Annotated in this window: 26 protein-coding genes; 9 read left to right on the top strand and 17 right to left on the bottom strand. The window is 68.9% G+C overall.

Features of this window, described 5'->3' with window-relative positions; all coding sequences use genetic code 11:
• Positions 1-81: 81 nt before the first annotated feature.
• The 4 genes from LV780_RS04280 to LV780_RS04265 are packed head-to-tail and all read right to left on the bottom strand — an operon-like array spanning position 82 to position 1,920.
• The gene (locus LV780_RS04280; RefSeq protein ID WP_011908026.1) at positions 82-399 is read right to left on the bottom strand and encodes a hypothetical protein; all 318 of its coding nucleotides are present in this window, start codon (positions 397-399) and stop codon (positions 82-84) included.
• A gap of 24 nt (positions 400-423) precedes the next feature.
• Positions 424-729, bottom strand: a complete 306-nt coding sequence (locus LV780_RS04275) for an urease subunit beta (RefSeq protein WP_108221387.1) — start codon at positions 727-729, stop codon at positions 424-426.
• A 50-nt stretch (positions 730-779) separates the two neighbouring features.
• Positions 780-1,082: an urease subunit gamma gene (locus LV780_RS04270; protein WP_011908024.1), complete on the bottom strand. Its 303-nt coding sequence runs from the start codon at positions 1,080-1,082 to the stop codon at positions 780-782.
• Between the two features lie 10 nt (positions 1,083-1,092).
• A complete protein-coding gene (locus LV780_RS04265) occupies positions 1,093-1,920 on the bottom strand; it encodes an urease accessory protein UreD (RefSeq protein ID WP_101340579.1) in 828 nt (275 codons plus the stop codon).
• Positions 1,921-2,122: 202 nt separating this feature from the next.
• Between LV780_RS04265 and LV780_RS04260 the strand changes: the two genes are divergently transcribed.
• From LV780_RS04260 to LV780_RS04235, 6 genes are all read left to right on the top strand, one after another.
• Entirely contained in the window at positions 2,123-3,160 is a 1,038-nt protein-coding gene (locus LV780_RS04260; protein ID WP_101340578.1) for a phosphotransferase, read from the top strand.
• 7 nt (positions 3,161-3,167) lie between these two features.
• Positions 3,168-4,478 (top strand): aspartate aminotransferase family protein, encoded by a 1,311-nt coding sequence (locus tag LV780_RS04255; RefSeq protein ID WP_108221386.1) that lies wholly within the window; start codon positions 3,168-3,170, stop codon positions 4,476-4,478.
• 437 nt (positions 4,479-4,915) lie between these two features.
• A complete protein-coding gene (pufB, locus tag LV780_RS04250; RefSeq protein ID WP_002720479.1) occupies positions 4,916-5,071 on the top strand; it encodes a light-harvesting antenna LH1, beta subunit in 156 nt (51 codons plus the stop codon).
• Between the two features lie 15 nt (positions 5,072-5,086).
• Positions 5,087-5,251 carry a light-harvesting protein gene (locus LV780_RS04245; protein ID WP_011908020.1) on the top strand — a complete coding sequence of 55 codons (165 nt, stop codon included), beginning with the start codon at positions 5,087-5,089 and terminating at the stop codon, positions 5,249-5,251.
• Positions 5,252-5,444: 193 nt separating this feature from the next.
• A complete protein-coding gene (locus LV780_RS04240; protein WP_108221385.1) occupies positions 5,445-6,824 on the top strand; it encodes a PucC family protein in 1,380 nt (459 codons plus the stop codon).
• Between the two features lie 386 nt (positions 6,825-7,210).
• Positions 7,211-7,954, top strand: a complete 744-nt coding sequence (locus LV780_RS04235; protein WP_011908018.1) for a response regulator transcription factor — start codon at positions 7,211-7,213, stop codon at positions 7,952-7,954.
• A 51-nt stretch (positions 7,955-8,005) separates the two neighbouring features.
• Here LV780_RS04235 and hemN read toward each other — a convergent pair whose 3' ends face one another.
• The 8 genes from hemN to LV780_RS04195 form a co-directional block, all read right to left on the bottom strand.
• Entirely contained in the window at positions 8,006-9,364 is a 1,359-nt protein-coding gene (gene hemN / locus LV780_RS04230) for an oxygen-independent coproporphyrinogen III oxidase (RefSeq protein ID WP_011908017.1), read from the bottom strand.
• Positions 9,365-9,438: 74 nt separating this feature from the next.
• Entirely contained in the window at positions 9,439-10,134 is a 696-nt protein-coding gene (locus tag LV780_RS04225) for an NnrU family protein (RefSeq protein ID WP_011908016.1), read from the bottom strand.
• Positions 10,131-10,352, bottom strand: coding sequence for an NnrT protein (locus tag LV780_RS04220; RefSeq protein ID WP_108221384.1), 222 nt, complete (start codon positions 10,350-10,352; stop codon positions 10,131-10,133). The genes LV780_RS04225 and LV780_RS04220 overlap by 4 nt, the downstream gene beginning before the upstream one ends.
• A complete protein-coding gene (locus tag LV780_RS04215) occupies positions 10,349-10,522 on the bottom strand; it encodes a hypothetical protein (RefSeq protein WP_011908014.1) in 174 nt (57 codons plus the stop codon). The genes LV780_RS04220 and LV780_RS04215 overlap by 4 nt, the downstream gene beginning before the upstream one ends.
• Position 10,523: 1 nt before the next feature.
• Complete coding sequence (locus tag LV780_RS04210) at positions 10,524-12,398, bottom strand: nitric oxide reductase activation protein NorD (protein ID WP_108221383.1); 1,875 nt, start codon at positions 12,396-12,398, stop codon at positions 10,524-10,526.
• Positions 12,399-12,402: 4 nt separating this feature from the next.
• Positions 12,403-13,200, bottom strand: coding sequence for a CbbQ/NirQ/NorQ/GpvN family protein (locus LV780_RS04205; protein ID WP_108221382.1), 798 nt, complete (start codon positions 13,198-13,200; stop codon positions 12,403-12,405).
• Positions 13,197-14,537 carry a cbb3-type cytochrome c oxidase subunit I gene (locus tag LV780_RS04200; RefSeq protein WP_011908011.1) on the bottom strand — a complete coding sequence of 447 codons (1,341 nt, stop codon included), beginning with the start codon at positions 14,535-14,537 and terminating at the stop codon, positions 13,197-13,199. Before LV780_RS04200 ends, LV780_RS04205 begins: the two co-directional genes overlap by 4 nt.
• 13 nt (positions 14,538-14,550) lie before the next feature.
• Positions 14,551-14,994, bottom strand: a complete 444-nt coding sequence (locus tag LV780_RS04195; RefSeq protein WP_011908010.1) for a c-type cytochrome — start codon at positions 14,992-14,994, stop codon at positions 14,551-14,553.
• A gap of 149 nt (positions 14,995-15,143) precedes the next feature.
• On the opposite strand from LV780_RS04195, the gene LV780_RS04190 reads away from it, so the two are divergent.
• Entirely contained in the window at positions 15,144-15,350 is a 207-nt protein-coding gene (locus LV780_RS04190) for a DUF1858 domain-containing protein (protein WP_011908009.1), read from the top strand.
• A gap of 21 nt (positions 15,351-15,371) precedes the next feature.
• Here the strand turns inward: LV780_RS04190 and LV780_RS04185 are convergent, their stop codons facing one another.
• Positions 15,372-16,073: a Crp/Fnr family transcriptional regulator gene (locus LV780_RS04185; protein WP_117344887.1), complete on the bottom strand. Its 702-nt coding sequence runs from the start codon at positions 16,071-16,073 to the stop codon at positions 15,372-15,374.
• Positions 16,074-16,281: 208 nt separating this feature from the next.
• Here LV780_RS04185 and LV780_RS04180 point away from each other — a divergent pair, with 208 nt between their 5' ends.
• Both LV780_RS04180 and LV780_RS04175 read left to right on the top strand, forming a co-directional pair.
• Complete coding sequence (locus LV780_RS04180) at positions 16,282-17,475, top strand: NnrS family protein (RefSeq protein ID WP_117344886.1); 1,194 nt, start codon at positions 16,282-16,284, stop codon at positions 17,473-17,475.
• A gap of 135 nt (positions 17,476-17,610) precedes the next feature.
• Positions 17,611-18,615 carry a sensor domain-containing diguanylate cyclase gene (locus LV780_RS04175; RefSeq protein ID WP_011908006.1) on the top strand — a complete coding sequence of 335 codons (1,005 nt, stop codon included), beginning with the start codon at positions 17,611-17,613 and terminating at the stop codon, positions 18,613-18,615.
• 46 nt (positions 18,616-18,661) lie between these two features.
• Here the strand turns inward: LV780_RS04175 and LV780_RS04170 are convergent, their stop codons facing one another.
• From LV780_RS04170 to bcsA, 4 genes are all read right to left on the bottom strand, one after another.
• The gene (locus LV780_RS04170; protein ID WP_108221380.1) at positions 18,662-20,080 is read right to left on the bottom strand and encodes a hypothetical protein; all 1,419 of its coding nucleotides are present in this window, start codon (positions 20,078-20,080) and stop codon (positions 18,662-18,664) included.
• Positions 20,065-21,135, bottom strand: coding sequence for a glycosyl hydrolase family 8 (locus LV780_RS04165; RefSeq protein WP_108221379.1), 1,071 nt, complete (start codon positions 21,133-21,135; stop codon positions 20,065-20,067). Before LV780_RS04165 ends, LV780_RS04170 begins: the two co-directional genes overlap by 16 nt.
• Positions 21,132-23,225 (bottom strand): cellulose biosynthesis cyclic di-GMP-binding regulatory protein BcsB, encoded by a 2,094-nt coding sequence (locus LV780_RS04160; RefSeq protein ID WP_233863904.1) that lies wholly within the window; start codon positions 23,223-23,225, stop codon positions 21,132-21,134. The genes LV780_RS04165 and LV780_RS04160 overlap by 4 nt, the downstream gene beginning before the upstream one ends.
• Before the next feature lie 71 nt (positions 23,226-23,296).
• Positions 23,297-25,663, bottom strand: a complete 2,367-nt coding sequence (gene bcsA, locus LV780_RS04155) for a UDP-forming cellulose synthase catalytic subunit (protein ID WP_011908002.1) — start codon at positions 25,661-25,663, stop codon at positions 23,297-23,299.
• Positions 25,664-25,683 lie beyond the last annotated feature (20 nt).

Below are 25,683 nucleotides of genomic sequence, written 5' to 3'. Positions count from 1 at the left end.
TCTGCCCAAGGGGCCTGCCTCCGCCGCCGGACGCCGATCGGACCGCACAGGCCCGCAGATCCGGCAGGCAGGCGCGTCACGTCAGGCCTTCGCGCGCTTCGCGGCACGGGTGAGGCGCGCCGCATTGACGCGCGTCCGGCGGCGGATCGGCTTCAGCGCGGCCGCGGCGACCTCGTCGGGCCGCTTGCCCTGCATCGCGGCCGTCGTGGCCGCGTGGGCCGCCTGAGCGAAGGCCACGCCCTTCTCGGCCACCATGCGCTGATTCTCGAGCGGGTGCGGCGTCAGCACGCCCATCATGCCCATGGTTCGGATCGCCATGACGGTCTGCGCTTCGACGACCATCATCCCGGTCTGCCAATAGAGCGCCATAAGGCTGGTGAAGGGCAAGGCGAGCGGCATTCCATACTCCTGTTGTCGAGGCCGCTACAACTTGCCCATGATCCGGCCGTTGAAGCCATAGACTTCACGGGCACCGGCATAAGACACAAGTCGCACTTCCCGGGTCTGGCCGGGCTCGAATCGCACAGCGGTGCCGGCGGGGATGTCCAGACGCATCCCGCGTGCGGCCTCACGGTCGAAGTTGAGCGCGGGGTTCGTCTCCGCGAAGTGGTAGTGCGAGCCTACCTGCACCGGCCGATCGCCGGCATTGGAGACAACAAGCGTCACCTGCATGCGTTCCGCGTTCAGCAGAATCTCACCCTCGGCGGGGAAGATCTCTCCGGGGATCATGCGCTCACCTGTGGGGAGACGCGGAAGGGATGGGCCGGCATCCGCACCTCTCAGCGGATCGGGTGGTGGACGGTGACGAGCTTGGTTCCGTCGGGGAAGGTCGCCTCGACCTGCACCGAATGCAGCATCTCGGGCACGCCCTCCATACATTGCTCGGCGCGGATCACATGGGCCCCGGCCTGCATGAGATCGGCGACCGAGCGGCCTTCGCGCGCCCCCTCGACCACGAAATCCGAGATCAGCGCCACCGCTTCGGGGTGGTTGAGCCTGACCCCGCGCTCGAGCCTGTTGCGCGCCACGATGGCGGCCAGACTGATGAGGAGCTTGTCCTTTTCTCTCGGCGTCAGGTTCATGTCGTTCCCCTCAGTCCTGCCACACGCGCGGCAGAGCCCGGCCCCGCAGCACCCCCAGCACCCGCGCCACCTGCCGCCGCAGCGGCCAGCCGTCAAGCGCCAGCATCCGCACCAGCAGCTTGCCATCGAAGGCCGAGGCTGCGGCTTCCACCCCCGGCTCGTCCAGCACGGCCCGCGCGGGCCCGAGCGCATCCTCGGCGCCCGGCCCCACCAGGGCAAGCGTGGCAAGAGCGCGCGATCCACCAAGGACAGCCGCCCCGGCCGCCGCCGCGAGCGCCCGATCGTCCAGCGCCAGCGGCTCGACCAGCACCGGGCGCCCCCCGCGCGTGATCTGGCGCAGGTCGCGGAAGGCCAGCCGCGACAGCGTCTCGCCCATGGCCGCCCGCCCCAGCACCACCGATTCCACCATGAGGCAGCCCGCCCCCGGCCCGAGCACGATCTCGGTCCGCCGGTCCAGGGCCGAATCCTCGAACAGGATCGTCTCCTGCGGCAGCCAGTCGAGCCAGCCGCCCGCCCCGACCTCGTGCGCAACCCGCACCTGTGCGACGCCCCGGCCCGCGGCATAGGCCCGCTCGGCGGTCTGGGTGGTGGCGACGGCGCGGCATCCCTCGCCCACCTCCAGCCGATAGGAGAGCCGGTCGCCGCCGGTCAGTCCCCCCGACGTGTTGAGGAACACGATCTCGGGCACCGGCCCGTCCACCCGCGGCAGAAAGGCCTTGGCCGAGCCCCGCTGCGCCAGATCGCGCAGCCGGACCGCCCCGCGCACCCGCGCAAGCGTCACCTGCGCATGGCCTTGGCTGCGTTCCAGACAGTCGCGTGGGGGCGTGAGGGCGTTCATTCTCAGCGCATACCATCATCGGCCCCCGGGCGCAGCAACCGGCCATCCCGGCCCGGTTCGCGAGGTCACCGCCCGCATGGGCATCATTGCCGGTTTCTCCGGCGCCTTGCCTGCGGATCAGGCGGAATGAAAACGGCCTCTTCGGCTTCCCTTCCGCGAGCGGCTCGCCCATGATCGCCTCCTCATCGCCGAGGAGCCCACCTTGCCCCACTCCGCCTTGCCGATCGGAACCCTGCTCGCCGCGCCCCGCCCCGCCTTCACGGCAACCGAGGCGGAAGGGCTGGCACGGGCGCATTTCGGACAGGACGGCCGAGCCCTGCCGCTCACCTCCGAGCGCGACCAGAACTTCCGCCTCGTGACCGGGCACGGCGAGTTCGTGCTCAAGATCGCGAACGCCGCCGAGCCGCGGGGCGTGACCGAGTTCCAGACGCTCGCCCTCCTTCATCTCGAGGACCGGGCGCCGAGCCTGCCGGTGCCGCGCGTCGGCCGCACCCTGGAGGGCGCGCCGTGGGCCGAGCTGCCGTCGGGCAATCTGCTGCGGCTTCTGACATGGGTCGGGGGCGAGCCGCTCTGGCGCGCCCGCGGCGGGGCGGCGCAGCGGCGGGCCATCGGGCGCTGCCTCGGCGGGATCACGGCGGCCCTGGCCGACTTCGCGCATCCGGCGGCCGATTACGAGCTTCTGTGGGACATCCGCCACGCGGCCCGGCTGCGGCCCCTTCTGCCCGCCATTCCCGATGCGCGAACGGCGGTCCTCGCCGGGCAGGTGATCGACCGGTTCGACGCCGAGGCCGCCCCGCGGCTGGCCGACCTGCCCTGGCAGGTGGTGCACAACGACATGAATTCCCACAATATCATGGTGGATCCGGCCGACCCGTCGCTTGTGACGGGCGTGATCGACTTCGGCGACATGGTGAGGACCGCGCGGGCCTGCGATCTGGCGATTGCGGGATCCTATCAACTGGAGCCGGGCGATCCGGCCGGCTCGCTGGCCGATCTGGTGGCGGGCTATCACGAGGCCAATCCGCTTCAGCCCTCCGAGATCGAGATCCTGCCGGAGCTGGTCGCGGCGCGCATGGTTGCGACGATTGCCATCGCCTCGTCGCGGGCCGCGCAGCAGCCCGAGAACGCGCCCTACATCCTGCGCAACCTGCCCGCGGCGGCGGCGGGGCTCGAGGCGCTGACGGCGCTCGCGCCGGGGGCGGCGGCCGCATCCCTCGCCCGCGCAGTCGGCGAGGCGTGAGGCCAGGATGATCCGCGATGCCATGCCCAACGCCTTCCGTCCGGGCGATGCGCGTCTCTCCGAACGCGAGCGGTTGCTGGTCGGGCGACGGCAGGCGGTGCTCGGGCCGGCCTACCGGCTCTTTTACGAGCGTCCGCTGCATATCGTGCGGGGCGAGGGCGTCTGGCTCTATGACGCGGAGGGGACGGCCTATCTCGATGCCTACAACAATGTGGCCTCCCTCGGCCATTGCCATCCCCGCGTGGTCGAGGCCGTGGCGCGGCAGGCGGCCGAACTGGCCACCCACACGCGCTATCTGCATGACGGCGTGCTGGAGCTGGCCGAGCGGCTGCTGGCCACCCTGCCCGAGGCGATCGGCCATGTGATGTTCACCTGCACCGGGTCGGAGGCGAACGATCTCGCACTCCGGCTGGCCTTTGCGGCGACGGGCGGCACGGGCGTGATCGTGACCGAGAACGCCTATCACGGCGTGACGCTGGCCGTCGCAGCCCTGTCGCCGTCGCTCGGGCCGGGCGTGCCGCTCGGGGCCCATGTCCGCACCGTGCCCGCGCCGGATGCGGCCAGGCAGGCGGATGCCGGCTTTGCCGCGGCGGTCGCGGCGGCGGCGGCGGATCTTCAGCGGCACGGCATCCGCCCCGCGGCGCTGATCGTGGACACGGTCTTCTCGTCCGACGGGGTCTTCACCGATCCGCCGGACTTCCTCGCTCCTGCGGCCGAGGCGATCCGCGCGGCGGGCGGCCTCTTCATCGCCGACGAGGTGCAGCCGGGCTTCGGGCGCACCGGCGAGGCGATGTGGGGGTTCCTGCGGCATGGGGTGGTGCCCGACATGATCTCGATGGGCAAGCCGATGGGCAACGGCTATCCGGTGGCCGCCCTCGCGCTGCGGCCCGAACTGGTCGAGGGCTTCGGGGCCCGTGCGCGCTACTTCAACACGTTCGGCGGCAACGCCGTCGCCGCGGCGGCCGCGCTGGCCGTCCTCGAGGTGATCGAGGCCGAGAGGGTGCAGGCCAATGCCCTGACGGTCGGGGCGCGGCTGCGCGAGGATCTTCGCGCCCTCGCCGCGCGCTTTCCCCGGCTGGGCGCGGTGCGGGGCGCCGGTCTCTTCATCGGAATCGACGTCGAGCATCCCGACTCGCGGGCGCCGGACCCGGTCGCCGCCGGCCGCATCGTCAACGGGCTGCGCGAGGCGCGGGTGCTGATTTCGGCCACGGGTCCGCTCGGCCATGTGCTGAAGATCCGCCCGCCCCTGGTCTTCTCGGAGGCGCATGCGGCGCTCTTCCTCGAACGGATTGAGTCGGTGCTGGTGGCGACCGGCTGATTCAGGGCGCTCCGAGGGGGCGGCCCGCAAGCGGCCAAGCCCCCTGTTCCAGCGGAAAAATCACCCGACATAGGGGAGCCGAGACCCCGGCGCAAGGGGGCCGTCTGGCGTGGATTTCGCGGCAGAACATGGCCTTGAACGGCCCTGGCGAGGGTGCGGCAGGCAGCGTCAATTTTCCGCGCACCTGCGTCAAAATTGTCCCTTTTCAATCTCTTAGTCCGTCGCGTGCGCCAATTCGGCGGCCAATAAGTCGCACCCAAAACGGCCCTGTCAGCCCACGTTGACGTTGAAACTGTCAGTGGGATGTGACACCCATAATGTGAGCCGGGGCGGATCCAAGGACGCCGACAAGGTGGCCAAGGGCTCTCCGGTCTCGTCGAAGCCAGCGTGCAGGCCCTACACGCAAAACCGTCGATTACCAGTTGGGAGACGACACAGTGACTGACGATCTGAACAAAGTCTGGCCGAGCGGCCTGACCGTTGCCGAAGCCGAAGAAGTTCATAAGCAACTCATCCTCGGCACCCGTGTGTTCGGTGGCATGGCGCTCATCGCGCACTTCCTCGCCGCCGCTGCGACCCCGTGGCTCGGCTGATAGGAGAAGACTGACATGACCAACGGCAAAATCTGGCTCGTGGTGAAACCGACTGTTGGCGTTCCGCTGTTCCTCAGCGCCGCCGTCATCGCTTCGGTTGTGATTCACGCTGCGGTGCTGACCACCACCACCTGGCTGCCCGACTACTACCAGGGCTCGGCGAAAGTCGCTGCTGAGTAATGCTGCGAACGGCGCGGGCCGCGGGCCCGCGCCATGCAGGCATTGAGTTCCGAGCAGGCCGGGATCGCAGGGTTCCGGCCTGCTCGTCGCAATAGCGACGCGTTGTTGTCGCCTTACCCGTTCGGGCGGCGTGCCTGAAAGCCCGATCTTCCTCAAGCTGCGCTGTCCTGCGCCTTCCCGGGAACTTCCACGCATGAGCCGCTTTGTCCAGCAACTGGTCCGTGTCGGACCGCGTTTCCTGCCATTTGCCGATGCGGCGTCGGACGAGCTGCCCCTGCGCAAGCTGCTGCGCCTGTCCCTGTTCCAGGTGGCGGTGGGGATGGCCATCGTCCTGCTCGTCGGCACGCTGAACCGCGTGATGATCGTCGAACTCAAGGTGCCGGCCTCGGTCGTCGGCATCATGATCTCGCTGCCGCTGCTGTTCGCGCCGTTCCGGGCCCTGATCGGCTTCAAGTCCGACACCCATGTCTCGGCGCTGGGCTGGCGGCGCGTGCCCTGGATCTATCGCGGAACGCTCGCTCTCTGGGGCGGCTTTGCCATCATGCCCTTCGCCCTCATCGTGCTCGGCGGACAGGGCTATGCCGAGGGCCAGCCTCTCTGGCTGGGCGTCTCGTCGGCCGCCCTCGCCTTCCTGATGGTCGGCGGCGGCGTCCACACGATCCAGACCGTGGGCCTTGCCCTGGCCACCGACCTCGCCCCGCGCGAGGATCAGCCGAAGGTCGTGGGCCTGATGTATGTGGTGCTGCTTGTCAGCATGATCTTCTCCTCGATCGGCTTCGGCTGGCTGCTGGAACCCTACTACGACGCGCAGCTGATCAAGGTGATCTCGGGTGTCGCGGTGGCCGTGTTCTTCCTGAACATGATCGCGCTCTGGAAGATGGAGCCGCGCAACCGCGCCTACACGATCAAGCCCGAGAAGGAGCCCGAGTTCTCGGACCACTGGCGCGAGTTCATCAGCCGCGAGAACGCGCTGCACGGGCTGATCGTGATCGCCCTCGGCACGCTCGGCTTCGGCATGGCCGATGTGATCCTCGAGCCCTACGGCGGCCAGGTGCTGTCGATGACGGTGGCCGAGACCACGCGGCTGACGGCGACCTTCGCCGGCGGCGGGCTCGTGGGCTTCTGGCTGGCCTCCTGGGTGCTGGGCCGCGGCTTCGATCCGCTGCGCATGGCCTTCCTGGGCGCGGCCGCGGGCCTTCCGGGCTTCTTTGCCATCATGGGCGCGACGGGCATGACCAGCACCTGGATCTTCATCCTCGGCACGCTGACGGTGGGCTTTGGCGGCGGCCTCTTCAGCCACGGGACGCTGACGGCCACCATGCGCCTGGCCCCGAAGGAGCAGGTGGGCCTGGCTCTGGGCGCCTGGGGGGCTGTGCAGGCCACGGCGGCCGGGATCGGCATCGCCAGCGCCGGCATCATCCGCGACCTGCTTCAGGCCCTGCCGGACCTGGGCGCCTACGGCCCCGGTGCGCCCTATCTGGCTGTATTCGCTCTGGAAGCGGCCTTCCTGCTGGTCACCATGATCGTGATCCTGCCGCTCTTGCGCTCGGCCCTGGCGGCCCGCCGCCTCTGAGCGAATCAGTGGGCGGGCGAGCCTCGCCCGCCGGCCCGCCTGCGGCGGCACCCAAGGCTCCCCCACAGCTTCCGGTGACCTCCGGCCTGTTCCCTTTCACCGAAAGGTTGAACCCATACAACTCTCAAGGCGAGATTCCGCCCATTGCAGGAATTGTCTTGCAGTGCCGATGATCATGCTTAACACAACGGAAACAATATGTTCCGAGTGTTCATCCAGGGGTGACCTGTCCATTTCGGCAGGGTCGGGGTTGGGATCCACCTTTTTCCTGTCATTACAGGACTTTGCGGCTGCCCATACCGCATGCTAAGTATGGATATCGACAAAACTTTGAAGAGTAGGATTAGCCGGAACAGACGTCCCAGCCACAGAGTGGACAGATTACGATGAAACATTTGCCCGACACTTTTTCCAAGTCCCTGAACTCCATCGGCGCCGATCTGCCCGGATCGGCCGGTGTCTGTCTCTCGGAACGTTGCACCCTGATCATGATCGACCCCCGGACGCTCGAGCGTGAGTGTCTTGTCCGTTGCGTCGAACTCGCTCATCCCGAGATCAAGGTCATGGGCTTCGGCTCGATCGACGAGTGGCAGAACCGCCGCGACCGCCACGGGCACGAGGTGATCCTCTACAGCACCGGCAATCGCCCGGTGACGGAGGTCTCCCGTGAAATCGCGACGCTTGTTGCGGAGGCCGGCGTTGCGCCGGTCGTCGTGATCGGCGCCGCCAACGATCTGCGCGAGATGATCGCGGCCTTCGATTGCGGAGCACGCAGCTATCTGCCCTCCTCGGTCGGCATCGACGATATCGTCGAGGCGAGCCGCCTTGCGTCCTTCGACGGGATCTTCCTGCCGACGGCGAGCCTGACGGCCCTGCGCGGCGCCCTTCCCGACCGGGAAGAGTCGCACATGGCTGTGAACGAGCACCTGACCGAGCGCCAGCGGGCCGTCTGTGACGCGCTCCGCCGGGGCAAGTCCAACAAGATCATCGCGGGAGAGCTCAATCTCTGCGAGAGCACCGTGAAGGTCCATATCCGCAACATCATGAAGAAGCTGGGCGCGAAAAACCGCACCGAGGCTGCCTTCAAGCTGAATTCCAGCATGTTTGCGGGGGAAGGTCGCCTCTCCTGAACCGGAGCGGCCCATGCCCCGGCCCCCTCGCAGGGGGCCGGGGCAATTCGTTCACGAGGCCTGCGAGTAACGCGCCTCGGGCGTCTCATAGGCATCGAACACACGCGCGATCATCCGCGTCAGCGCCCGGCCCTCTGCCTCGATCGACATGGAGCCCGCCTCGTCCACCGTGATGAAGGGCGCGAACTTGGCCGCAGCCTCGGTAATGCGCGGCACCATGGTCTCCGCGGCCTCGCCGAAGCGCGCCCGCAGGGCCGGCAGATCCAGCCGGAACTCGCACATGATCATCTCGATCGCGCGGCCGTGGAGGTAGTCCTCATCGGTCATGCGGTGGCCGCGGTAGCCGGGCAGACGCCCTTCCTCGATCGCCTTGATATAGGCGGCGGTGGCGGCGGTGTTCTGCAGGTAGCCCTGCTCGAACTTCGAGATCGACGAGGCGCCGATGCCCAGCAGCGTCGGGCAGGTGTCGTCCGTGTAGCCCTGGAAGTTGCGGCGCAGCTTGCCGCTGCGTGCGGCGACGGCCATGCTGTCGTCGGGCCGGGCGAAGTGGTCGATGCCGATCCGCTCGAATCCGCCCTCGGTGAACATCTTCGCCGCGAGATTGGCCAGCTCGTGCCGCTCCATGTCGTTGGGCAGCACGTTCTCGTCGATCAGCTTCTGCCGCTTGGCCATCCACGGCACATGCGCATAGCCGAAGATCGCCACGCGGTCGGGCCCGAGTTGCAGCACCTTGTCGATGGTGGCCGCAAGGCTTTCGCGGTTCTGGTGCGGCAGGCCATAGACGAGATCGGTGTTCAGCGAATGGACCCCGTAGCGGCGCAGCGTCTCGACGCAGGCCCGGGTGTTCTCGAAGGGCTGCTCGCGGCCGATGGCGCTCTGAACGATGTCGGTGAAGTCTTGGATGCCGATCGAGGCGCGGTTCATGCCCTCCTCGCTCAGGGCGCGGATCTTCGGCTCGTCCACCATCATCGGGTCGATCTCGACCGAGAACTCGTAATCCTCGGCGAAGGGGATGACCGCCTTGATCGCCTGCGCGAGCTTGTGGATCAGCTCAGGCGAGAGAATCGTGGGCGTGCCGCCGCCCCAGTGCAGCCGCCCCGCCTTCACGCCCGCCGGAAGGTGCTTCTTCACCAGTTCCAGCTCTTGCAGGAGGGTGCCGACATAGGCCTCGACCGGGGCCAGCGTCTGCGTGCCCTGGGTGCGGCAGGCGCAGAACCAGCAGAGCCGCTCGCAGAAGGGCACATGGATATAGACGGAGATCGGCACGGCGGGATCGAGCGCCTCGATCGCCTGTGCCTGAAAGTCCGCACCGACGGCACCGGAAAAGACGGGCGCCGCCGGGTAGCTCGTGTAGCGCGGCACGCGCGCATCAAAGAGTCCGAGACTCTGGAGGAGGGCGATGTTTGTCATGCTGAACCTGATAACGGTTCACGCGACATTAGACTTTGCGCAGGATCAAACGGCCGGGACAGGGTGTCGCAGGCTCAGTGCGGCAGGGGAGAGACCCCCAGCAGGATCGGATGCAGCGCAAGCGCGGCCGCCCAGAAGGCCACGATCGCCAGCAGGCGGGGGATCAGGTGGTCCTCGTTCTGCTTCAGCCACTCGGGGTTCAGCAGCGGGCGCAGCGAGAAGATCGAGGTGGCCCGGAAGGCGTCCCAGGCCTCGCAGGGCGGCAGGGCGCGTCGGGCGCGGGCGTCGAACATCGGGATCGCGGCAAGCGACAGGCCGAAGAACGAGCCAAAGAGGATCACATGCGCCAGGTCGCCGTTCGGAAAGAGATGGGCGAACGACCAGAGCATCAGCGCGATGAGCAGCGGGTGACGGGTGACGGCGGCAAAGCCGGGCCGGTCGGGGTCGAATCGCGCCGCCCGCTGGCCACCGAGCGTCCAGGGCCAGGGCAGGCGGATGCCGAGAACCACCAGCGTCCAGAAGATCGGCGAGGTGACGTTGGGCACCCAGCGCGAAGCCGGCGTCTGCGGCCAGAGTTCGACGTAAGGCGCGCGGCCGGCGGCGACGATGACCCAGGCCAGAACCAGCAGCGAGACGGTGCCATAGAGCGCGAAATAGAGCCGCCGGCCCAGAAGGCCGGTCAGCCGCTCGCGCACGCCGGGCCGCGCCGGCAGCAGGTGCGATCCGAAGAAGGCCGCAAGCGCCGCCGCAAATTCGATCCAGTCGGTCAAGCCTGGGTCTCCGCCCGCTCCATCAGCCGCACGATATGCCCGGCAAAGAGGTGCGTAGCGGGAATGCCGAGGATCATCCCGCCCAGCACCGACCATGCGGGGCTCAGGACCGGCAGACCGACCCAGGAAAGGATGAGCGAGGCGAAGAACAGGTTCACCGCCACCGCCCCGGCCCCGAACGGATAGAGCACCAGCGTCACGCGGCGCTGACGGCTCATCGGCGCTGCACCAGCCATTGCACGGCCGCCAGCGCCACGACGAAGCTGCCGGCCGCCACCGCGAACCAGAATTCGGCCGCGGCGGTCTGGGCCGCGGGGGTCGGAACGTCAAAAGTGGCGGCCATGGCGATGCCGGGGACGAGGATCAGCAGGGGAAGGAGCATGCGCATCTCAGATATCCTGTGTGAGGGAACGGTAGAGGTCGGGCAGAGCGCGGGGAAGACGGGCCGGATCGGGCAGCAGCGTGAAGCCCGCCCGGCCGAAGATGCGGGCGAACCAGTCCTGCCCGTCCGCATCGATGACAACGGCATGAACCGACTGCGCGAGGCTCCGGGCCTCGCGGACGGCCATGCGGCTGTCCTCGATGCCGTGCACGCCCTCGTAATGGTCGAGGTCGTTGGGCTTGCCGTCGGTCAGGATCAGCAGGAGCTTCCGGCTCGAGCCTTCGGCGGCCAGCATGGCCGAGGCATGGCGGACAGCGGCGCCGAGGCGGGTGTAGTGGCCGGGGCGCAGGCCCCCGATGCGGCCGGTGACCGCTTCGCCCATCGGCTCGTCGAAGCCCTTGCAGCGGTGGAGGAACACCCGGTCGCGGCGCAGCGAGGAAAAGCCCCAGATCGCGAGCCGGTCGCCGGCCACGTCGATGCCGCCGGACAGCGCCGCCAGCGCCTCGCGCGCGGTCTCGATCACCGGCCGCTCGCCGACCACGGCCTCGGTGGAACGCGAGCAGTCCATCAGGATCGCCACCGACAGATCCCGCTCGATCGCGCGGGCGTCGCGGTAGATCCGGTCGGACCCGCGGCCGGTGCTGCGCAGCGCCACCTGCGCCTCGATCAGCGCGTCGAGATCCAGTTCCGATCCCTCGACCTGCCGCTTGCAGAGGATGCGGCGGGGGTGCAGCGTCTCGAACTGCCGCCGGACGCGGGTCATCAGCCGCGGATCGGGATGGAACCCCGGCCCCTCGTCGGCCTCGGCCTCCAGCACGCGGGTGTGGTCGGGCATCAGGCTGCGCGAGCGGTGGTTCCATTCGGGATAGGTGAAGCGGTCCGACAGCCGCTCGTGCTCGGCATCCTGCGGCGCAAGGTCGAGATGCAGCCGGAGCCGGCTGGCCGCGCGCTTGAAATGCTGCGTGAGGGTGATGTGATCCTGATCCTCGGCCGCCTTCTGCGCGTTCTCCTGATCGTCGTCATCGGTCGCGCGGTTGATGTTGAGGCTCTCGACCCAGCTCAGGATCGCCTCGAAGCGGTGAACGATGAAGCTGTCCTTGCGGTTCGCCTGGTCGAGGTCGCGGCGCTGGCCCACCTTGCGCGTCGTGGTGGGCAGGCCCGCGGGGGCGTTGGCCGCCTCGGGCGTCTCGGCCGCGGCCTGCCCCCTGCCCCGCCCGAGCCGCAGCCAGAGCGGCACCGGCGCGAAGGGCATGTAGCCGCGCGGCTCGTGGCGCGCGATCTCGCGCGTGGCGGCCGGGCCGCCGAGCGCCGCCCGGACCCGCGCCTCGACGGCCGACTCGATGCCGAAGGCGGCATGGGTGGTGCGCGAGGCCAGCACATGCGCGGCCAGCACCCCGTGAACGGCGGCAAGGCCCGGCGCCAGGGCCCGCACCCGCGCGCTCGCCGCCTCCATCGCCGCGATCTGCGCAAGGTCCGCCGCCAGCGCGCCTTCGGCCTCGGGCAGATCCACCTGCGCGGCCACCGCCGCGAGCCACAGATAGGCCGCGCGGTTGAGGTCGCACGACGGGAAGGCGTCGATCCGGGCGGGCAGCCGCAGCCGCTCGCCGTCGAAACTGGCCACCTGCTCGAGGATGCGCGTCTCGCCCACGACCGAGCCGAGGCTGCGGCGATGGCGGGCGGCGGTGTCGGGGCTGGGGCCGATCTCGACGCCGGCCGCGCCGCCGAGCGCCCGGAAGAGGACGGCCACGCTCGGGCGCATCGCCTCGAGCGACACCGCCGCGCCGTCGTTGGCCGTCACCGCGGCAAAGCGGCTGGCGTAGTCGTGCCAGAGGTTGCCGACGGTCTCTTCCGGCTCCATCAGGTCGAGCAGGTGGAAGCTCATGACATCACCCGTAAACGGTCGCGATCAGGTCGCGCAGCGCCTGCGCGACATCGGGTTCGTCGGTCAGCGGCTCGATCACCGCCGCCTCGAGCGCCTGCTCGACCGTCATGCCCCCGGCCATCAGCGAGGCCGCATAGACCAGAAGCCGGGTCGAGACCCCTTCCTCGAGATCCATCCCCGACAGGGCCCGGACATGGCCCGCAAGCCGGACCAGCGGCGCAACGCGGGCCTCGGACAGCCCGCTTTCGCGGGCCACCACGGCGGTTTCGGTGACGGGATCGGGGAAGGTGAAGCTGATCGACAGGAACCGCTGCCGGGTCGAGGGCTTCAGCCGCTTGAGGATGTTCTGGTAGCCGGGGTTGTAGGAGGCCACCAGCATGAAGCCCGGAGGCGCTATCAGCTCTTCGCCCGTCCGGTCGATCATCAGCGTGCGGCGGTTGTCGGTCAGCGGGTGAAGGACCACGGTCACATCCTTGCGCGCCTCCACCACCTCGTCGAGATAGCAGATTGCGCCTTCGCGGACGGCCCGGGTCAGGGGCCCATCGACCCATTCGGTCGCCCCCCCCTTCAGCAGGAAGCGCCCGATCAGATCCGCGGCCGACAGGTCGTCGTGGCAGGCGACGGTATGGAGCTTGCGCCCCATCCGTGCCGCCATGTGTTCCACGAACCGCGTCTTGCCGCAGCCGGTCGGCCCCTTCAGAAGAAGGGGAAGACCGTTGGCGCTGGCCGCCTCGAACAGCTCGCACTCGTTGCCGACGGGTTTGTAGAAGGGCACCGTGGCGTCGCGCAGGATCGCGTTCATGCCGCTTCTCCCACCGCATGGGCGGCCGGGGCCGTCTTGCGCACGGCGGCGAGGCTGTAGATGAAGAGCAGCGCGCCCAGCACCACCATCGCACCCGAGCCGAAGCGGATCATGTAGAACATGGCCAGCTGGTCCTGCACGTCCATGTAATAGTCGCCGATCACCCGCTGCATGTGGACCTGGACGGTGCCCGCGAAGGTCAGCGTGAAGGTCATGAAGGCCATGCCGGTCGTCATCAGCCAGAACGAGGTCATGTTGAGCCACTGGTTGTAGGGGGCCCGGCCCAGCAGCATCGGCATGGCATAGGTGAACATCGCCAGGTTCAGCGCGACATAGGCACCGTAGAAGGCGAGGTGCCCGTGGGCCGCGGTGATCTGCGTGCCGTGGGTGAAGTAGTTGACGCCGTGCAGCGTGTGCAGGAAGCCCCAGACGCCCGCGCCGAAGAAGGCCACCGTCGAGGCGCCGAGCGACCAGAGCAGGGCCGCCTTGTTCGGGTGGTTCCGGCGGCCCTTCCAGACCATGACGAAGGCAAAGGACATCATCGCGAAGAAGGGGATGACTTCCATCGTCGAGAAGATCGAGCCGATCCACTGCCAGTAGCCCGGCAGGCCGATCCAGTAGAAGTGGTGCCCCGTCCCCAGGATGCCCGAGAAGAGCGCGGTGGCGACGATGACATAGAGCCACTTCTCGATCACTTCGCGGTCAACGCCGGTCAGCTTGAGCATCAGGTAGCCCAGGATCGCGGCCATCACCAGTTCCCAGGTGCCTTCGACCCAGAGGTGCACGATGTACCACCAGTACATCTTGTCGAGGCCGAGGTTGTCGGGGTTGATGAAGGCAAAGACCCACAGCAGGCACAGAAGCCACAGGCCCGCCAGGAGGATGTTGGTGATCGCGGTCTTGCGGCCCGCCAAGGCGGTCAGCGAGATGTTCACGAGGAAGATCACCGCCGCAACGAGGATGCCGAACTTGACCCAGAGCGGCTGTTCCAGGAACTCGCGCCCGCCGTGGATGCCGACCAGGTAGCTGACCACCGCGCCCAGCGTGCCGATGACAAGGATCGCCAGCTGCAGATAGGCGAGTTTCACCGAGAACAGCTCGCGCTCGGCCTCTTCGGGCACGAGGAAATAGGCCGCACCGAAGAAGCCCAGCAGCAGCCAGACGATCAGCGCGTTGGTGTGGATCATCCGCACCACGTTGAAGGGCAGGATTTCCGACAGGGTGTTCGGCGAGACATAGATCCAGCCGGCCAGAAGGCCGCCCAGCACCTGGATGGCGAAGAGCCCCATCGCCACGCTGAAATAGGCCAGCGCCACCTTTTGCGATTGATATTTCATGATGCGGTCCCCCTCAGCCGGCGTCGTTCGGCGGCCAGGATTGCGTGTTCATCTGATCGGCCCAGCGCAGGAACTCGGACAGGCCGCGCTTTTCCTCGTCGGTCAGCTCGAAGTGCGGCATCTGCCGGCGCCCCTCGACGCCCGAGGGCTGCGCATCCATCCAGCCGCCCAGCATCTCGGCCGCGGCGTCGGGATCATCGAGCACGCCCCAGCGGGTCATCACGTTGCCGACCTCGGGGGCGAAATAGGCGCCCTCGCCGTGCAGCGTGTGGCAGTTGATGCAGCTGTTTCGTTCCCAGACATGCTTGCCGAGGATGACCTCGTCGGTCAGCGCGGGCGTGGTGGAAACCACATAGTTGTGGCTCTGGACCGTCAGGCCCACGAACACGGCTATGAAGAAGAGCGATCCCCCATAGAACACGTTGCGGGCCCGCGATTTCGTGAGGATTTCCGACATGGGAGGGTCCTGGCGAATGGTTTCGGGTGGACCTCCTCTAGCCCCGGCCGGCGCCGGAGAGGTTGCGGGATCACAAAGAAGCATGAGATTGACCGGCGTTATCTGGATCCGACATCGGTCGGGCCTTTCCCGGCCGGGCGGAGGCCCAGATGCGACCCGATCTCGACGACCCAGACCTGCCGCTCTCGCGGCTCTTCGACCGCTGGCCGGCCACGGCCGCGGTCTTCCTCACGCGGCGGATGCTCTGCCCCGGCTGTCCCATCGCGCCCTTCCACACGGTCGTGGAAGCCTGCGCCGAATACGGGCTGGACGAGGACGAGTTCCGTCGCGCCCTGCGTCTTCTGGCCGGGATCTGAGAACGCCGCGCCCCGGCCGCCTCAGACCTGTCCGGCAGGCCCGCTCAGCACCACCAGCCGGTGCGGGGCGGTGACGACGATGCGCCGGCGCGTGCTCTCGACGATCCCCTCGCGCTCCCAGGCCGAGAGAAGCCGCGAGACCGTGTGAAGCGTAGTGCCCGTCATCTCCGAGATGTTCTGCCGCGTGATCGGGAACGAGATCTCGATTCCGGTCGCGACCTTCCGCCCGGACTGGTTGACCATGCGCAGGAGGCAGGCCGCGACCCGCTGCTCGACCTGCTGCGTCGCAAGCTCGGTGATCCGGTTCTGCATTTCCCCCAGCCGCGCGCCGAGCGTCCGGTAGCTCTCGGTCGCAAAGCCCGGATAGGACGCGACGAAATCCCCCCAGAGCCGCACGGGCCAGGAGAGCGTGACGCACTCGGCCGCGGCCACCGCCGTCGCCGGATAGGTGTCGCGCGCCAGCGCCGGAGCGATCCCGAACAGCTGCCCCGGTCCGATATGCAGCGCGATGATCTGCTCGCCGGTGGGGGTGGTGCGCACCACGCGGATCGTGCCGTCGAGCAGCAGGTAGAACCGGTCCGCCGCCATCCCCTCGCCAAAGACCGTGCTGCCCTCGTCGTAGCGGCGCGGCGTGGCCTGATCCAGAATGGTGCGGATCTGCGGACGATCGAGCAGCGAGAAGGGCGGCAGCCTGGTCAGAAGGGTTTCGTCGAGTTTGTTCACGGATCCGTTCCGAATTTGCGGCAGCACAATGAGCGTCTGCCGGTCCTGAGGCAAGAGAGTGAGCGACGGGAACAGATCAGGCACCGGCCCACAGCAGAGCCTGACCGTCGTACCTGCAAGCAACCGGCCACCCGCGTCCCGGAACGGCCGGCACCTCGGAGGGCGGCGGCACCAGCCGCCGTCCTCTCTTTGCACGAGGAGGCGGCCAATGGCCAGCGACAGACCCAGAACCTACACCGGACCCGCGCTGCTCAGCTACGGGTTCCGACCCTTCTTCCTCCTCTCGGCCCTCTTCGCCGCCGGCGCCGTCCCGGTCTGGCTGGCGGTGTGGAGCGGACGGATCGGGCTCGCCGGCCCCTTCTCTCCGATCGACTGGCACATCCACGAGATGCTGTTCGGCTATACGTCGGCCGTGATCGCCGGGTTCCTCTTCACGGCGATTCCGAACTGGACGGGCCGGATGCCGCGCCGGGGCCTGCCGCTGGCCGCCCTCGCCGCCCTCTGGATCGCGGGCCGCTTCGCCGTCGCCGGCGCCTTCGGCACCGATCCGCTTCTCGTGCTTGTCATCGATGCGGGCTTCCTGCTCGCCGTCACCCTGATGGCCGTGATCGAGATCGCGGCGGGGAAGAACTGGAAGAACCTCATGGTGGTCGGGCCCGTGGGCCTCTATCTGGCCGCCAATGTCCTCTTCCACCTCGAGGCGATGCAGCAGGGCGAAAGCGACATCGGCCGCCGCCTCGGCTTTGCCACCGTGACCTTCCTCATCATGCTGATCGGCGGGCGCATCATCCCGAGCTTCACCCGCAACTGGCTGGCCAAGGGCGGCCCCGGCCCCCTGCCCGTCCCCTTCGGCCGGTTCGACGGCGCGAGCCTCCTTGTCGCGGTCGGCGCTCTCCTGTGCTGGACGCTGGCGCCCGACGCGATCCTGACGGCGGCCCTCCTCGCCCTGGCCGCCGCGCTCCACGTCGTCCGCCTCGTGCGGTGGCGGGGCCACCTCGTCTGGCGCTCTCCGCTCCTTCTCATGCTCCATGTCGCATATGCCTTCCTGCCCCTCGGCCTGGCCGCCACGGCGGCGGCCGCGGTGGGCTGGGCTTCGGCCCCGGCCGGGCTGCATCTCCTCGGGATCGGCGCCATCGGGGGCATGACGCTGGCGGTGATGATGCGCGCCTCGCTCGGCCACACCGGCCGTCCGCTCGAGGCCGGACGGGCCCTCTCCGCCGGCTTTGCCTGCATCGTGGCCGCGGCCGCCGCCCGGACGGTTCTTGCCGCGACCGACATCGGCGGGATCGACGGCTACAGCCTTGCCGCGGCCTTCTGGACCATGGGCTTCGCGATCTATGTCGGCCGGATCGGTCCCTGCCTGCTGCGGCCCTCGCTCGGCCGGACACCTTCGAAAGGATAGTCTCATCCGTATAGGGTAATTCGCCGAAGGGTTGACAACCTGTCCGGAGGAGAGATTAGTTCTCACATCGGTCCGCGCCCATCCGGGTGCCACGCATATTCGCCGGGTTGGCCGCATCAGGAGCTTATCAAAGGCATGTCCCTTACGGACAAAGAAGCAGCGCGGCTGGCTGCCCTCCAGCGCTACGAGATTCTCGATACGGAACCCGAGGTCGAGTTCGACCTGATGATCGGACTTCTCAGATCGATCTATGCAGTGCCGATGGCGGCCATGACGCTGATCGACGATCAGCGTCTCTGGCTCAAGTCGCACTCGGGCGCGACCGAGGTGGACATCCCGCGGTGCCATGCCTTCTGCGACCAGACGATCCGCGACAACAAGGTGGTGCAGATCGTCGATACGCTCAGCGACCCGCGCTTTCGCGACAATCCCTATGTGGTGGGCGCTCCCCACGTCCGCAGCTATCTCGGGGCGCCGCTGACCACGCCCGACGGCCACAACATCGGCACGATCTGCATCGCGGACACGATCCCGAGGGATTACACGGCGGTGGATCGCGAGGTGCTGGCCGACCTTGCGCGGCTTGCGGTGATCCAGCTGGAACTCCGCCTGCAGGCGACCGAGGATCAGCAGACGACCGCCGCGACCCGCCGCGCCTTCCTGTCCGTGCTGCGTCGCGCGATGGACCGGGCACGGCGGAACGGCCCGCCCTCGGCTGTCGTCACCTTTGACCTTGATCACCTGAAGCTGATCAACGACACGCACGGCCATGCCTTTGGCGACGTCGTGCTCTCGACGGTCGCGCGCACCATCCGCGGCATGATCCGCCGCGGCGACCAGTTCGGTCGGCTGAGCGGCGAGGAATTCGGCATCTATCTCGAGAATGCGACACCCGAGGCGGCCGTGCAGGTGACCGAGCGTCTGAGGCAGGCGGTCGAGGACACGCGCTTTCCCGGCCATCCCGAGGTGCGCGTTACCGCAAGCTTCGGCATCGCGCCCTGGTCGCCGGCCTACACCAGCGCCGAGGCCTGGGTCGCGGCCGCCGATGTCTCCGTCAAGGCCGCCAAGGCCGCAGGCCGCAACCGGAGCGAGATGACGCCCGACAAGCGCGACAGGCCCGTGCCGGGACTGCTTCACTGACTTCAGGCGCAGGCCGCGTTGCGGTAGGCAGCCTGCCCCCTCGGCCCTACCGGCTCGCGTTGAGGCCCGCCCGCGTCTCGGGCGTGGCAAGCTGGCTGTTCAACTCCGTGAAAATCCTTTTCGCCTCCGTGCGCTTGCCGATGTTGAGCCAGGCGTAGCCCCGCAGGATCGCGAGATCGCGGCGCAGGCCGCCGGTCAGCTCCTCGTAGGCGTCGAAGAAGGCGATGGCACGGCGATACTCCTTGAGCCGATAGGAACGCACGCCGCGCTGGTCGAGGATGATCGCCTCGACCTCGCGCCGCTGCTGATCGGTCAGGTCGGTCGCGGCGGCGAGGCGTGCGGCCTCTTCGGTCATCTGCAGGGCAAGGAAGGCCAACGCCTTCCCGAACCGCGCATCACGGGCGACCTGCGCCCCCAGACGCCCCGAGGCGGCCGGTTCGAAGGCCGCCAGCGCCTCCAGCGGCCGTTCGAGATTGTAGACGCACCATGCGCGCTCATAGAGCATCTCGGCCGAGGTCGCTCCGGTGGTCAGGCTCGTGCACCTGCGCCAGTCGCCCTGCTGGGCGGCGGCCCGGACCGCGGAAAGACCCGCCCCGCCGCCGCGCGCAACGGTCGCGACAGCCGCGCCGCGGGGCTGGCCCGCCTGGGGCAGCCCGGCCGCGGACCCCGCCCTTCGGCCTGGCGCAGTGGTCGCCGTGGCAGATGCAGCGCCCGCCGCAGGTGGAGTGCCAGCAGGATCCGTCTGGCCCCGCCCGGCCCGGAGCCGATTTTCGAGGACACGGAGCGCCGGCCCCGAGTTCGGTAGCTGGCTGTTCGCCAGCCGGAACAGCTCCGCCAACTCCGCGTCGCTGGCGACCGTTTCGGCCTTTTCCAGCGTCGCCGTGATCTCGGCCGGCCCCGAGCAGGAGCCGATCACTCCCCGGTAGCTCTGCACCGCCGCCGAGGTCTGGCCGGCCGCCGCCTGAAGCTCGGCCAGACGCCAGACATTGTTCACCCGGTCGCAGCGCAGGATCGCGGGCATGCGCCGGGCGATCTCGACCGCCGCAGCCGCATTGCCCGCGTCGGCCGCGGCGTCGAAGGCCACCTGCGCCTCGGCCGTCTCGAGCAGGCGCACCATCTCGGCCGGCGGCGTCCAGCCGGGAAAGCTGCGCGAGGTCTCGTCCATCGATCGGCGGGCCTCGGTCAACTCGCCCGCGGCAATCTGGCGATAGATCCGGTCGATCTCGGACGCAGGGGATCGTTGCGCGCCCAGCGTCGAGAGATCCGAAGGCACGGCCCAATCGGGAAACTGGGCCCGCAGCCGGCGCAACTCCGCCTCTGCCGCACGTGTATCACCGCTCGAGACATAGTAGTTCAGCGCCTCGAGATCCTGCGGCGTCGGCGCCGCAGCCTGCGCGAAGGCAGCCCCTCCCGCAACAACGAGGACCAGCGTCAGGCGGCGCAGGGAGATCAGATCGGAGCGCATGCGGAAAAACCTTCCACTTGTGCGACGAGCGTCATCAGATGCAGCGTCGCGGGATAGTAGGGCTGCCGCGCGTCAAACGGCGGGATGGCCGCCCCGGGCCGCCCGGACAGCGCACAGTCCGCCAGAGCGGGCACCGAGGCAAAACCCGGATCCGCCGACCTCTCAAGCAGGGCGCCGGTGTCGCGGTCGAAGACGACGGGGGTCCCGGTTCCGGGTTCCGCCTCGCGCTGCACCTCGATGAAGCGGCGAAGGGCGGGGTTCGCCGTAAGGCCGGACCAGAGCAGGAAGAGCGGCACGCGCATCGCATCATAGCCGCTGTGCGCCGACAGGCCCTTGGCCGGCAGATCCCCCGTGGACGTCACCAGCACCCAGTCCGGCGCGAGACCGAGCCCGCCAATCCAGAGGGCGCCATCCTGCGCGCAACGGGCCAGCCGCTCCTGTCCGCTGAAGGCGGCAAGCTCGGTCATGGCGCGCGGCATGTAGTAGGACGGGTTGAGCACCAACCCCTCCTCGGTCTCGAACCCTGTGGCGCCCGGCAGCAGCACCAGCCGCTCGGAGCCATCCGGGTGCGGACGGACACAGTGCAGCGCAATGGCGCGGGCGATCTCGGTTGCGCGTTTGGCAAGGTCGGCGTTGCCGAACCGCTGGGCGGCAAGCGCAAGACCCCAGCCGTAGAACAGGTCGCCGTCGGTGGCGTTGTTCTCGTCGGGCACCGCGAGCGTCACGCCCGGCAGCCAGCGCCAGCTCAGCAGATTGTCGTCACGGCGGGCGAGATTCGTCTCGGTCCAGTCCACGATGCGACGCAGCGCCGCCTCGTCGCCGAAGATGGCCGCCAGCGCCGCACCATACCCCTGCCCCTCGGAGTGGCTGGCATTCTGTTGCGGACCATCGACGATCCGGCCGGCCGGCAGCAGGAAGGCCGCCTTCCAGCTCTCCCAGGCGGTCTGAAGCGGATGATCGGACGGCAGCACACCGCCCTCCTGAGCCAGGAGCCGCCCCGCCGGAGAGGCAAGGGCCGTGGCGGCGGCAAGCCGGAGAAGGGTGCGACGTCTCATGACCGGCTCCTCGCGCGGGTGCGCAACACGAAGGCCACCGCGATGGCGGCGCTGATCCAGGCGAGCCCCAGCATCCCCCCGAGCAGCAGCGGCGGGCGGGCCGAGGCCACGTTGCCCACGACGCTGCGCACATTCGAGAGGCTCACAGGTTCTTCCAGTTGTGGCATCAGCCCCGGAGCGGACCAGCTCGACCAGCTGCCATCCTCAGCCAGAAGCGACACCTGCCCCCGCGGCCCCACGGGCGAATGCACGGCCACGGCCAGCGCCGTGGCGACCTTCGCAGGCTCCGCGCCGGGCCCGAGCACCACCCAGAGATGGCCGGGCTCGGGCGACAGCAGCATGGCGATGCCCTTGCGCGCGGCAAACCACTCGGTCAGCTCTCCATCGCCCGGCCGCGCGAGGCGGCGCATCCCGTCGAGCGCCGGCTCGAGCGTCGCCAGCGTGAAGGCACGCGCCCGGTCAAGCCAGTTCGACTCGACCAACGCCGGCATCGTCCTCTCTCCCGGTGCGGCGCCCAACGGAGAGAGCGGATCCGCGCCCGCGTCGGCCGCCGGCACCTCTGGAAGATCCAGACGCATCGCGCTGGAGGGCAGCAGGGCCATGGCCAGAAGCCGCGGCGTGAGACCTTCCTCTGCCAGCGGCATCCGGCCCAGATCGTGGATCCCCGCCACCGTCATCCGCACCTGTCCGCCCCCTGCCGCATCGCGGAAGGCAGACATGAAGGGCAGCGCGCGTGCCAGCCCCTCGGGCGTGGCGGGTTGCACGGCCTCCGGCGAGACCTGCGCGAGATCCTGCGCCATGTCCGCCATCCGCATCCGGGGCGAGGGCGGCACCGTCAGGTCGGTCGTGTCCAGAACCGCAAGCAATTCTCCCTGCCCGGCCGGACAGGGCTCGTCCGGCGGGTTGCCCGGAATGATCGCCTCGAACGCGAGCCGGTTCGCGCCGGGCCGCAGCAGCCGGGCCGGAAACGGGATCTCGAGCCGCGGCTTCTGCGGAGCCGCCTCGCGGTCGAGCGGCAGCATCCGCACGGTCGTGCCATTGACCTTCACGAGAAGCAGCGCGCCCTCGGCCAGCCCCTCTGCAAAGCCGTAGTCAATGCCGATGCGCGCCTTCTGGCTGGCCAGCAGCAGCCAGTCATCGGGCAGGCGGAAGTCCAGCTTGCGGTAGAAATACCGCTCCTCGGTGACGATCGTGGGCACGCCGAGCGCCGCAAGCGTCGTGGTCTGCCCCGGCGGCACCTGCGGCAGCACCGGCGGCGGGAGGGCGGCGTCGTCCTGAAGCAGCTCTTCCACCAGCGCGAGCCGGGGCGCAGCACCGGCCTGATGCTCGATCACGAGCACGAGGGCGCCGTCGCCACCGCGCCGGATGGTGGCGCGATCCGTATCCGAACCAAGCAGCGTCACACGCGCAAACGACCTGCCCGCGCTGGTCGTCCAGGGCCTGGCCAGCGCGATCGGCAGCGCCTCGTCGGGCAGCGGCCGACCCAACACCTGCGCAAGCTCGCGCAGGATGTCTGCGTCCGGCGTTTCGGCGGCACGGATCTCGATCGGGCGGCCCGAGGCCGCCTGCGCGGTCAGGGCCCCGATGAAGGCGTTCGACCCGGTGCCCAGCGCGGGGCCGGCCATGGCAAGGCCGCTCTGGCTCAGGTCGATGTCGGTCCAGAGGTTGAACTCGGCGTCGGCGCCGCAGTAGATCCGGTGGCGGTGCTGGGCCTCGATCGTCACGAGATTGTCCCCGGCCCGGGCGGCCGTGCCCAGCGGCATCTCGACCGCACCGAGCGCGCCGAACTGGCGCGGCTCGAAACTGCCGATCTCGGCACCATTCAGGCGCACCACGATCCGAGAGGCCTCGGGCAGCACGTCGATGCTGCTGCGCTGCGCAAGCGTGAGGGTTCCGCCCAGCGCCTCTTGCGGCAGGAACAGGCGGAACTCGGCCTGCGCCTGCTGACCCTGGATCCGCAGAACCCGGCCGGGCTGCACCGTCTCGAGCACCGGGCGCAGAGGCAGGAGCCACGGTGCCACGGGCTCTGGCGTGGCGGCCGGGGCTGGCTGCGCCTGTTCCTCGGGCGTGAGCCCTTCGATCACGATCATGGGCGCCTCCTGCGCCCGCGAAGCCTGCAGCGGCACCGCGAGGAGAAGGCAGGCCAGAAGCGGCGCTCGCATCAGTTTGCCCCCCATGCGACGGTGCCGGGCCGGGGCGCCACCTGCGATGTCGGGTCGAGCAGATCATCCTGCCAGTCCGCCTCGGTGGCGAAGTCGGTGCCGAAGGCCAGAAGATGCGCCTGACGCTCCACCGGCTCTTCCCGGCGCCGTTTCCGCCTTGCCGGCTCGGCCAGGAAGTCGCCCGCCGTGCTGGGCAGGCTGGCAACAGCCTTCCACAGGATGCGGCCGAGGCCGCGCAGGAGACCCATCGGCTGCGAGGTCGCCTCGCGCATCGTGCGCCAGTGGGCGCTTTCGCCGAAGATCAGGTAGGCCACCGTCTCGCGGACCGCGATCGGCTGATCGGCCTCGAACACCATGCCGATCATAACCGTCCCTCCGTCCCGCCGCGCCGATCGGATCCGGCCCCGCACCATGCGCTCGAGTTGCGGTGCATCGGGGAACTTCGGCTGGAACTGGATCATGCCACCCGGCTCGATCGCAGGCCGCGGATCGCCCGACCCCGGCAGACGCAGCAGCAGCCGGACGCCCCGCGTCGAGGCATCCAGAACCGTGGCCGCAAGCGGCCGGTTGCCGAAGGCGGGCAACTGGGCTTCGGCCGGCACCTCCATATGGACACGCGGCGCGGTGCGCCGTTGCTGCTTTTCGGCCACGGCGCGCAGGGCGAAGCCCACAAGCACGAAGTTGAACAGGGCCCAGCCGCCCACGACGAGAAGCACGGACCGGTCGCCGGGGAAGGCGACCCAACGCACGAGGCTTGCCGCCACCCCCGCCGCGCAGAGCAGGAAGGTCAGCAGCAGGGGCCGGTAGATCGGCGAGATGTAGTTCTCGCTCAGCGTCTCGTCCTTGGCGGTCACGGCGAAGCGGGCCCCGCGCGGGCGCAGCAGCGTGCCGATCACGGCGCGGGAGAGATAGGGCGCCTGCGCCACCTCATAGACCTCCGAGACGAGCGGCCATCTCTGCCGCGAGAAGAGCGCATTCTGCACGAGAAAGCTTACCGCAAGGTAACCAGGCATGTAGGCCAGCACCTCCTCGAAGGTGGCCACGAACACCTGCACGCCGAAGAAGAGATAAATGAGCGGCGCGATCAGGAAGGTCATGCGCACCAGCGGGAAGAACCAGAAGCTCATAGAGTTGAGGTAGCACAGGCGCTGCGCGATCCCGAGCCCGGGCCGGAAGAGCGGGTTCTTGAGCCGGAGCATCTGCATCATCCCGGTGGCCCAGCGGCCCCGCTGCTGGATGAAGGAGGCGAAGGTTTCCGGCTGCAGCCCCGCGATCATCGCCCGGTCGATATAGAGGCTCTTCCAGCCGCGCGCGTGGATCTCGAGCGCGGTTTCGGCATCCTCCGTGATGGTCTCGCCGGCAAAGCCCCCCACGTCGTCCAGCGCACGGCGCCGCAGGACCGCGGCCGAGCCGCAGAAGAAGGCCCCGCCCCACCGGTCGAGCCCGCGGTGGATCTTGGCGTAGAACATCTCGTTCTCGGGCGGGCAATCGTCGCCGAGCGCGAGGTTGCGCTGGATCGGATCGGGATTGATGAAGAAGTGCGGCGTCTGGACGAGGAACAGCTTCGGATCCTCGACGAAATAGCCCACCGTGCGAGCAAGAAAGTCGCGGCTGGGCACATGGTCGGCGTCGAAGACCACGACAAGGTCGCCCTTCAGCCGCTCGAGCGCGGCCGACATGTTGCCGGCCTTGGCATGTTCGTTGCGCTCGCGCGTGGAATAGACCACCCCCAGTTCCCGGCAGAGCTGCTGGAGTTCCCGCCGCCGCTCCTGCGCCTGCCGGGCGATCTCGGGATCGGGCGAAAGGCAGCGCTGGTCCGTTCCGCCGTCGTCGCAGAGCACCACCGTGCGCAGCCGCGACGGGTAGATCATGTTCTTGGCCGCGGAGAGCGTCACGCTCAGCATGTCGGCCGGCTCGTTGTAGGAGGGCACGAGGATGTCCACCGTCGGCAGATCCTCGGGCTGCACCTGGGGCGGAAAGGGGCGGTCGGTCGGATCGGCGCTGAGAAAGCCGTTCAGGAAGAAGATGCCGATCGAGAAGGTCTCGACCGCGAAGAGGAGCATCGCGAAGACGAAGGACGGGTCGAGCGCGGGCGGTGGCAGGGTCTCGAACAGGCGCCAGAACCAGTAGCGCATCACCAGCATCGAGGCGGCCGACAGCAGCAGGAACCGCGGCACCATATGGCTGGCAAAGGGCTTGAGGACGGCCACGAGGAGCACCGCCGACAGCGCGATGAGGCCCTGCGCCGAGGGAGCCACGGGCGCCGCGGCCAGCAGCGCGAAGGGCACAAGCAGCGCCGCCCACATGAGGAACAGGAACAGCGGCAGGACACGGCTTCGGGCGCGGGCCGCGGTTCGGTCGGTCATGGGCGGGTCTCCGGCAGGGT

Source organism: Cereibacter azotoformans, assembly GCF_021391315.1.
Lineage (GTDB): Bacteria > Pseudomonadota > Alphaproteobacteria > Rhodobacterales > Rhodobacteraceae > Cereibacter_A > Cereibacter_A azotoformans.
The sequence above is the reverse complement of the archived record's forward strand: the minus strand, read 5'-3'. Positions and strand labels throughout refer to the sequence as shown.

Excerpts from the sequence above, each read along its gene's own strand:
- LV780_RS04280 (WP_011908026.1), bottom strand. The coding sequence starts at position 399 with ATGCCGCTCGCCTTGCCCTTCACCAGCCTTATGGCGCTCTATTGGCAG.
- LV780_RS04275 (WP_108221387.1), bottom strand. The coding sequence starts at position 729 with ATGATCCCCGGAGAGATCTTCCCCGCCGAGGGTGAGATTCTGCTGAAC.
- LV780_RS04270 (WP_011908024.1), bottom strand. The coding sequence starts at position 1,082 with ATGAACCTGACGCCGAGAGAAAAGGACAAGCTCCTCATCAGTCTGGCC.
- LV780_RS04265 (WP_101340579.1), bottom strand. The coding sequence starts at position 1,920 with ATGAACGCCCTCACGCCCCCACGCGACTGTCTGGAACGCAGCCAAGGC.
- LV780_RS04255 (WP_108221386.1), top strand. The coding sequence starts at position 3,168 with ATGATCCGCGATGCCATGCCCAACGCCTTCCGTCCGGGCGATGCGCGT.
- LV780_RS04245 (WP_011908020.1), top strand. The coding sequence starts at position 5,087 with ATGACCAACGGCAAAATCTGGCTCGTGGTGAAACCGACTGTTGGCGTT.
- LV780_RS04240 (WP_108221385.1), top strand. The coding sequence starts at position 5,445 with ATGAGCCGCTTTGTCCAGCAACTGGTCCGTGTCGGACCGCGTTTCCTG.
- LV780_RS04235 (WP_011908018.1), top strand. The coding sequence starts at position 7,211 with ATGAAACATTTGCCCGACACTTTTTCCAAGTCCCTGAACTCCATCGGC.
- hemN (WP_011908017.1), bottom strand. The coding sequence starts at position 9,364 with ATGACAAACATCGCCCTCCTCCAGAGTCTCGGACTCTTTGATGCGCGC.
- LV780_RS04220 (WP_108221384.1), bottom strand. The coding sequence starts at position 10,352 with ATGAGCCGTCAGCGCCGCGTGACGCTGGTGCTCTATCCGTTCGGGGCC.
- LV780_RS04215 (WP_011908014.1), bottom strand. The coding sequence starts at position 10,522 with ATGCGCATGCTCCTTCCCCTGCTGATCCTCGTCCCCGGCATCGCCATG.
- LV780_RS04210 (WP_108221383.1), bottom strand. The coding sequence starts at position 12,398 with ATGAGCTTCCACCTGCTCGACCTGATGGAGCCGGAAGAGACCGTCGGC.
- LV780_RS04205 (WP_108221382.1), bottom strand. The coding sequence starts at position 13,200 with ATGAACGCGATCCTGCGCGACGCCACGGTGCCCTTCTACAAACCCGTC.
- LV780_RS04200 (WP_011908011.1), bottom strand. The coding sequence starts at position 14,537 with ATGAAATATCAATCGCAAAAGGTGGCGCTGGCCTATTTCAGCGTGGCG.
- LV780_RS04195 (WP_011908010.1), bottom strand. The coding sequence starts at position 14,994 with ATGTCGGAAATCCTCACGAAATCGCGGGCCCGCAACGTGTTCTATGGG.
- LV780_RS04190 (WP_011908009.1), top strand. The coding sequence starts at position 15,144 with ATGCGACCCGATCTCGACGACCCAGACCTGCCGCTCTCGCGGCTCTTC.
- LV780_RS04180 (WP_117344886.1), top strand. The coding sequence starts at position 16,282 with ATGGCCAGCGACAGACCCAGAACCTACACCGGACCCGCGCTGCTCAGC.
- LV780_RS04175 (WP_011908006.1), top strand. The coding sequence starts at position 17,611 with ATGTCCCTTACGGACAAAGAAGCAGCGCGGCTGGCTGCCCTCCAGCGC.
- LV780_RS04170 (WP_108221380.1), bottom strand. The coding sequence starts at position 20,080 with ATGCGCTCCGATCTGATCTCCCTGCGCCGCCTGACGCTGGTCCTCGTT.
- LV780_RS04165 (WP_108221379.1), bottom strand. The coding sequence starts at position 21,135 with ATGAGACGTCGCACCCTTCTCCGGCTTGCCGCCGCCACGGCCCTTGCC.
- LV780_RS04160 (WP_233863904.1), bottom strand. The coding sequence starts at position 23,225 with ATGATCGTGATCGAAGGGCTCACGCCCGAGGAACAGGCGCAGCCAGCC.
- bcsA (WP_011908002.1), bottom strand. The coding sequence starts at position 25,663 with ATGACCGACCGAACCGCGGCCCGCGCCCGAAGCCGTGTCCTGCCGCTG.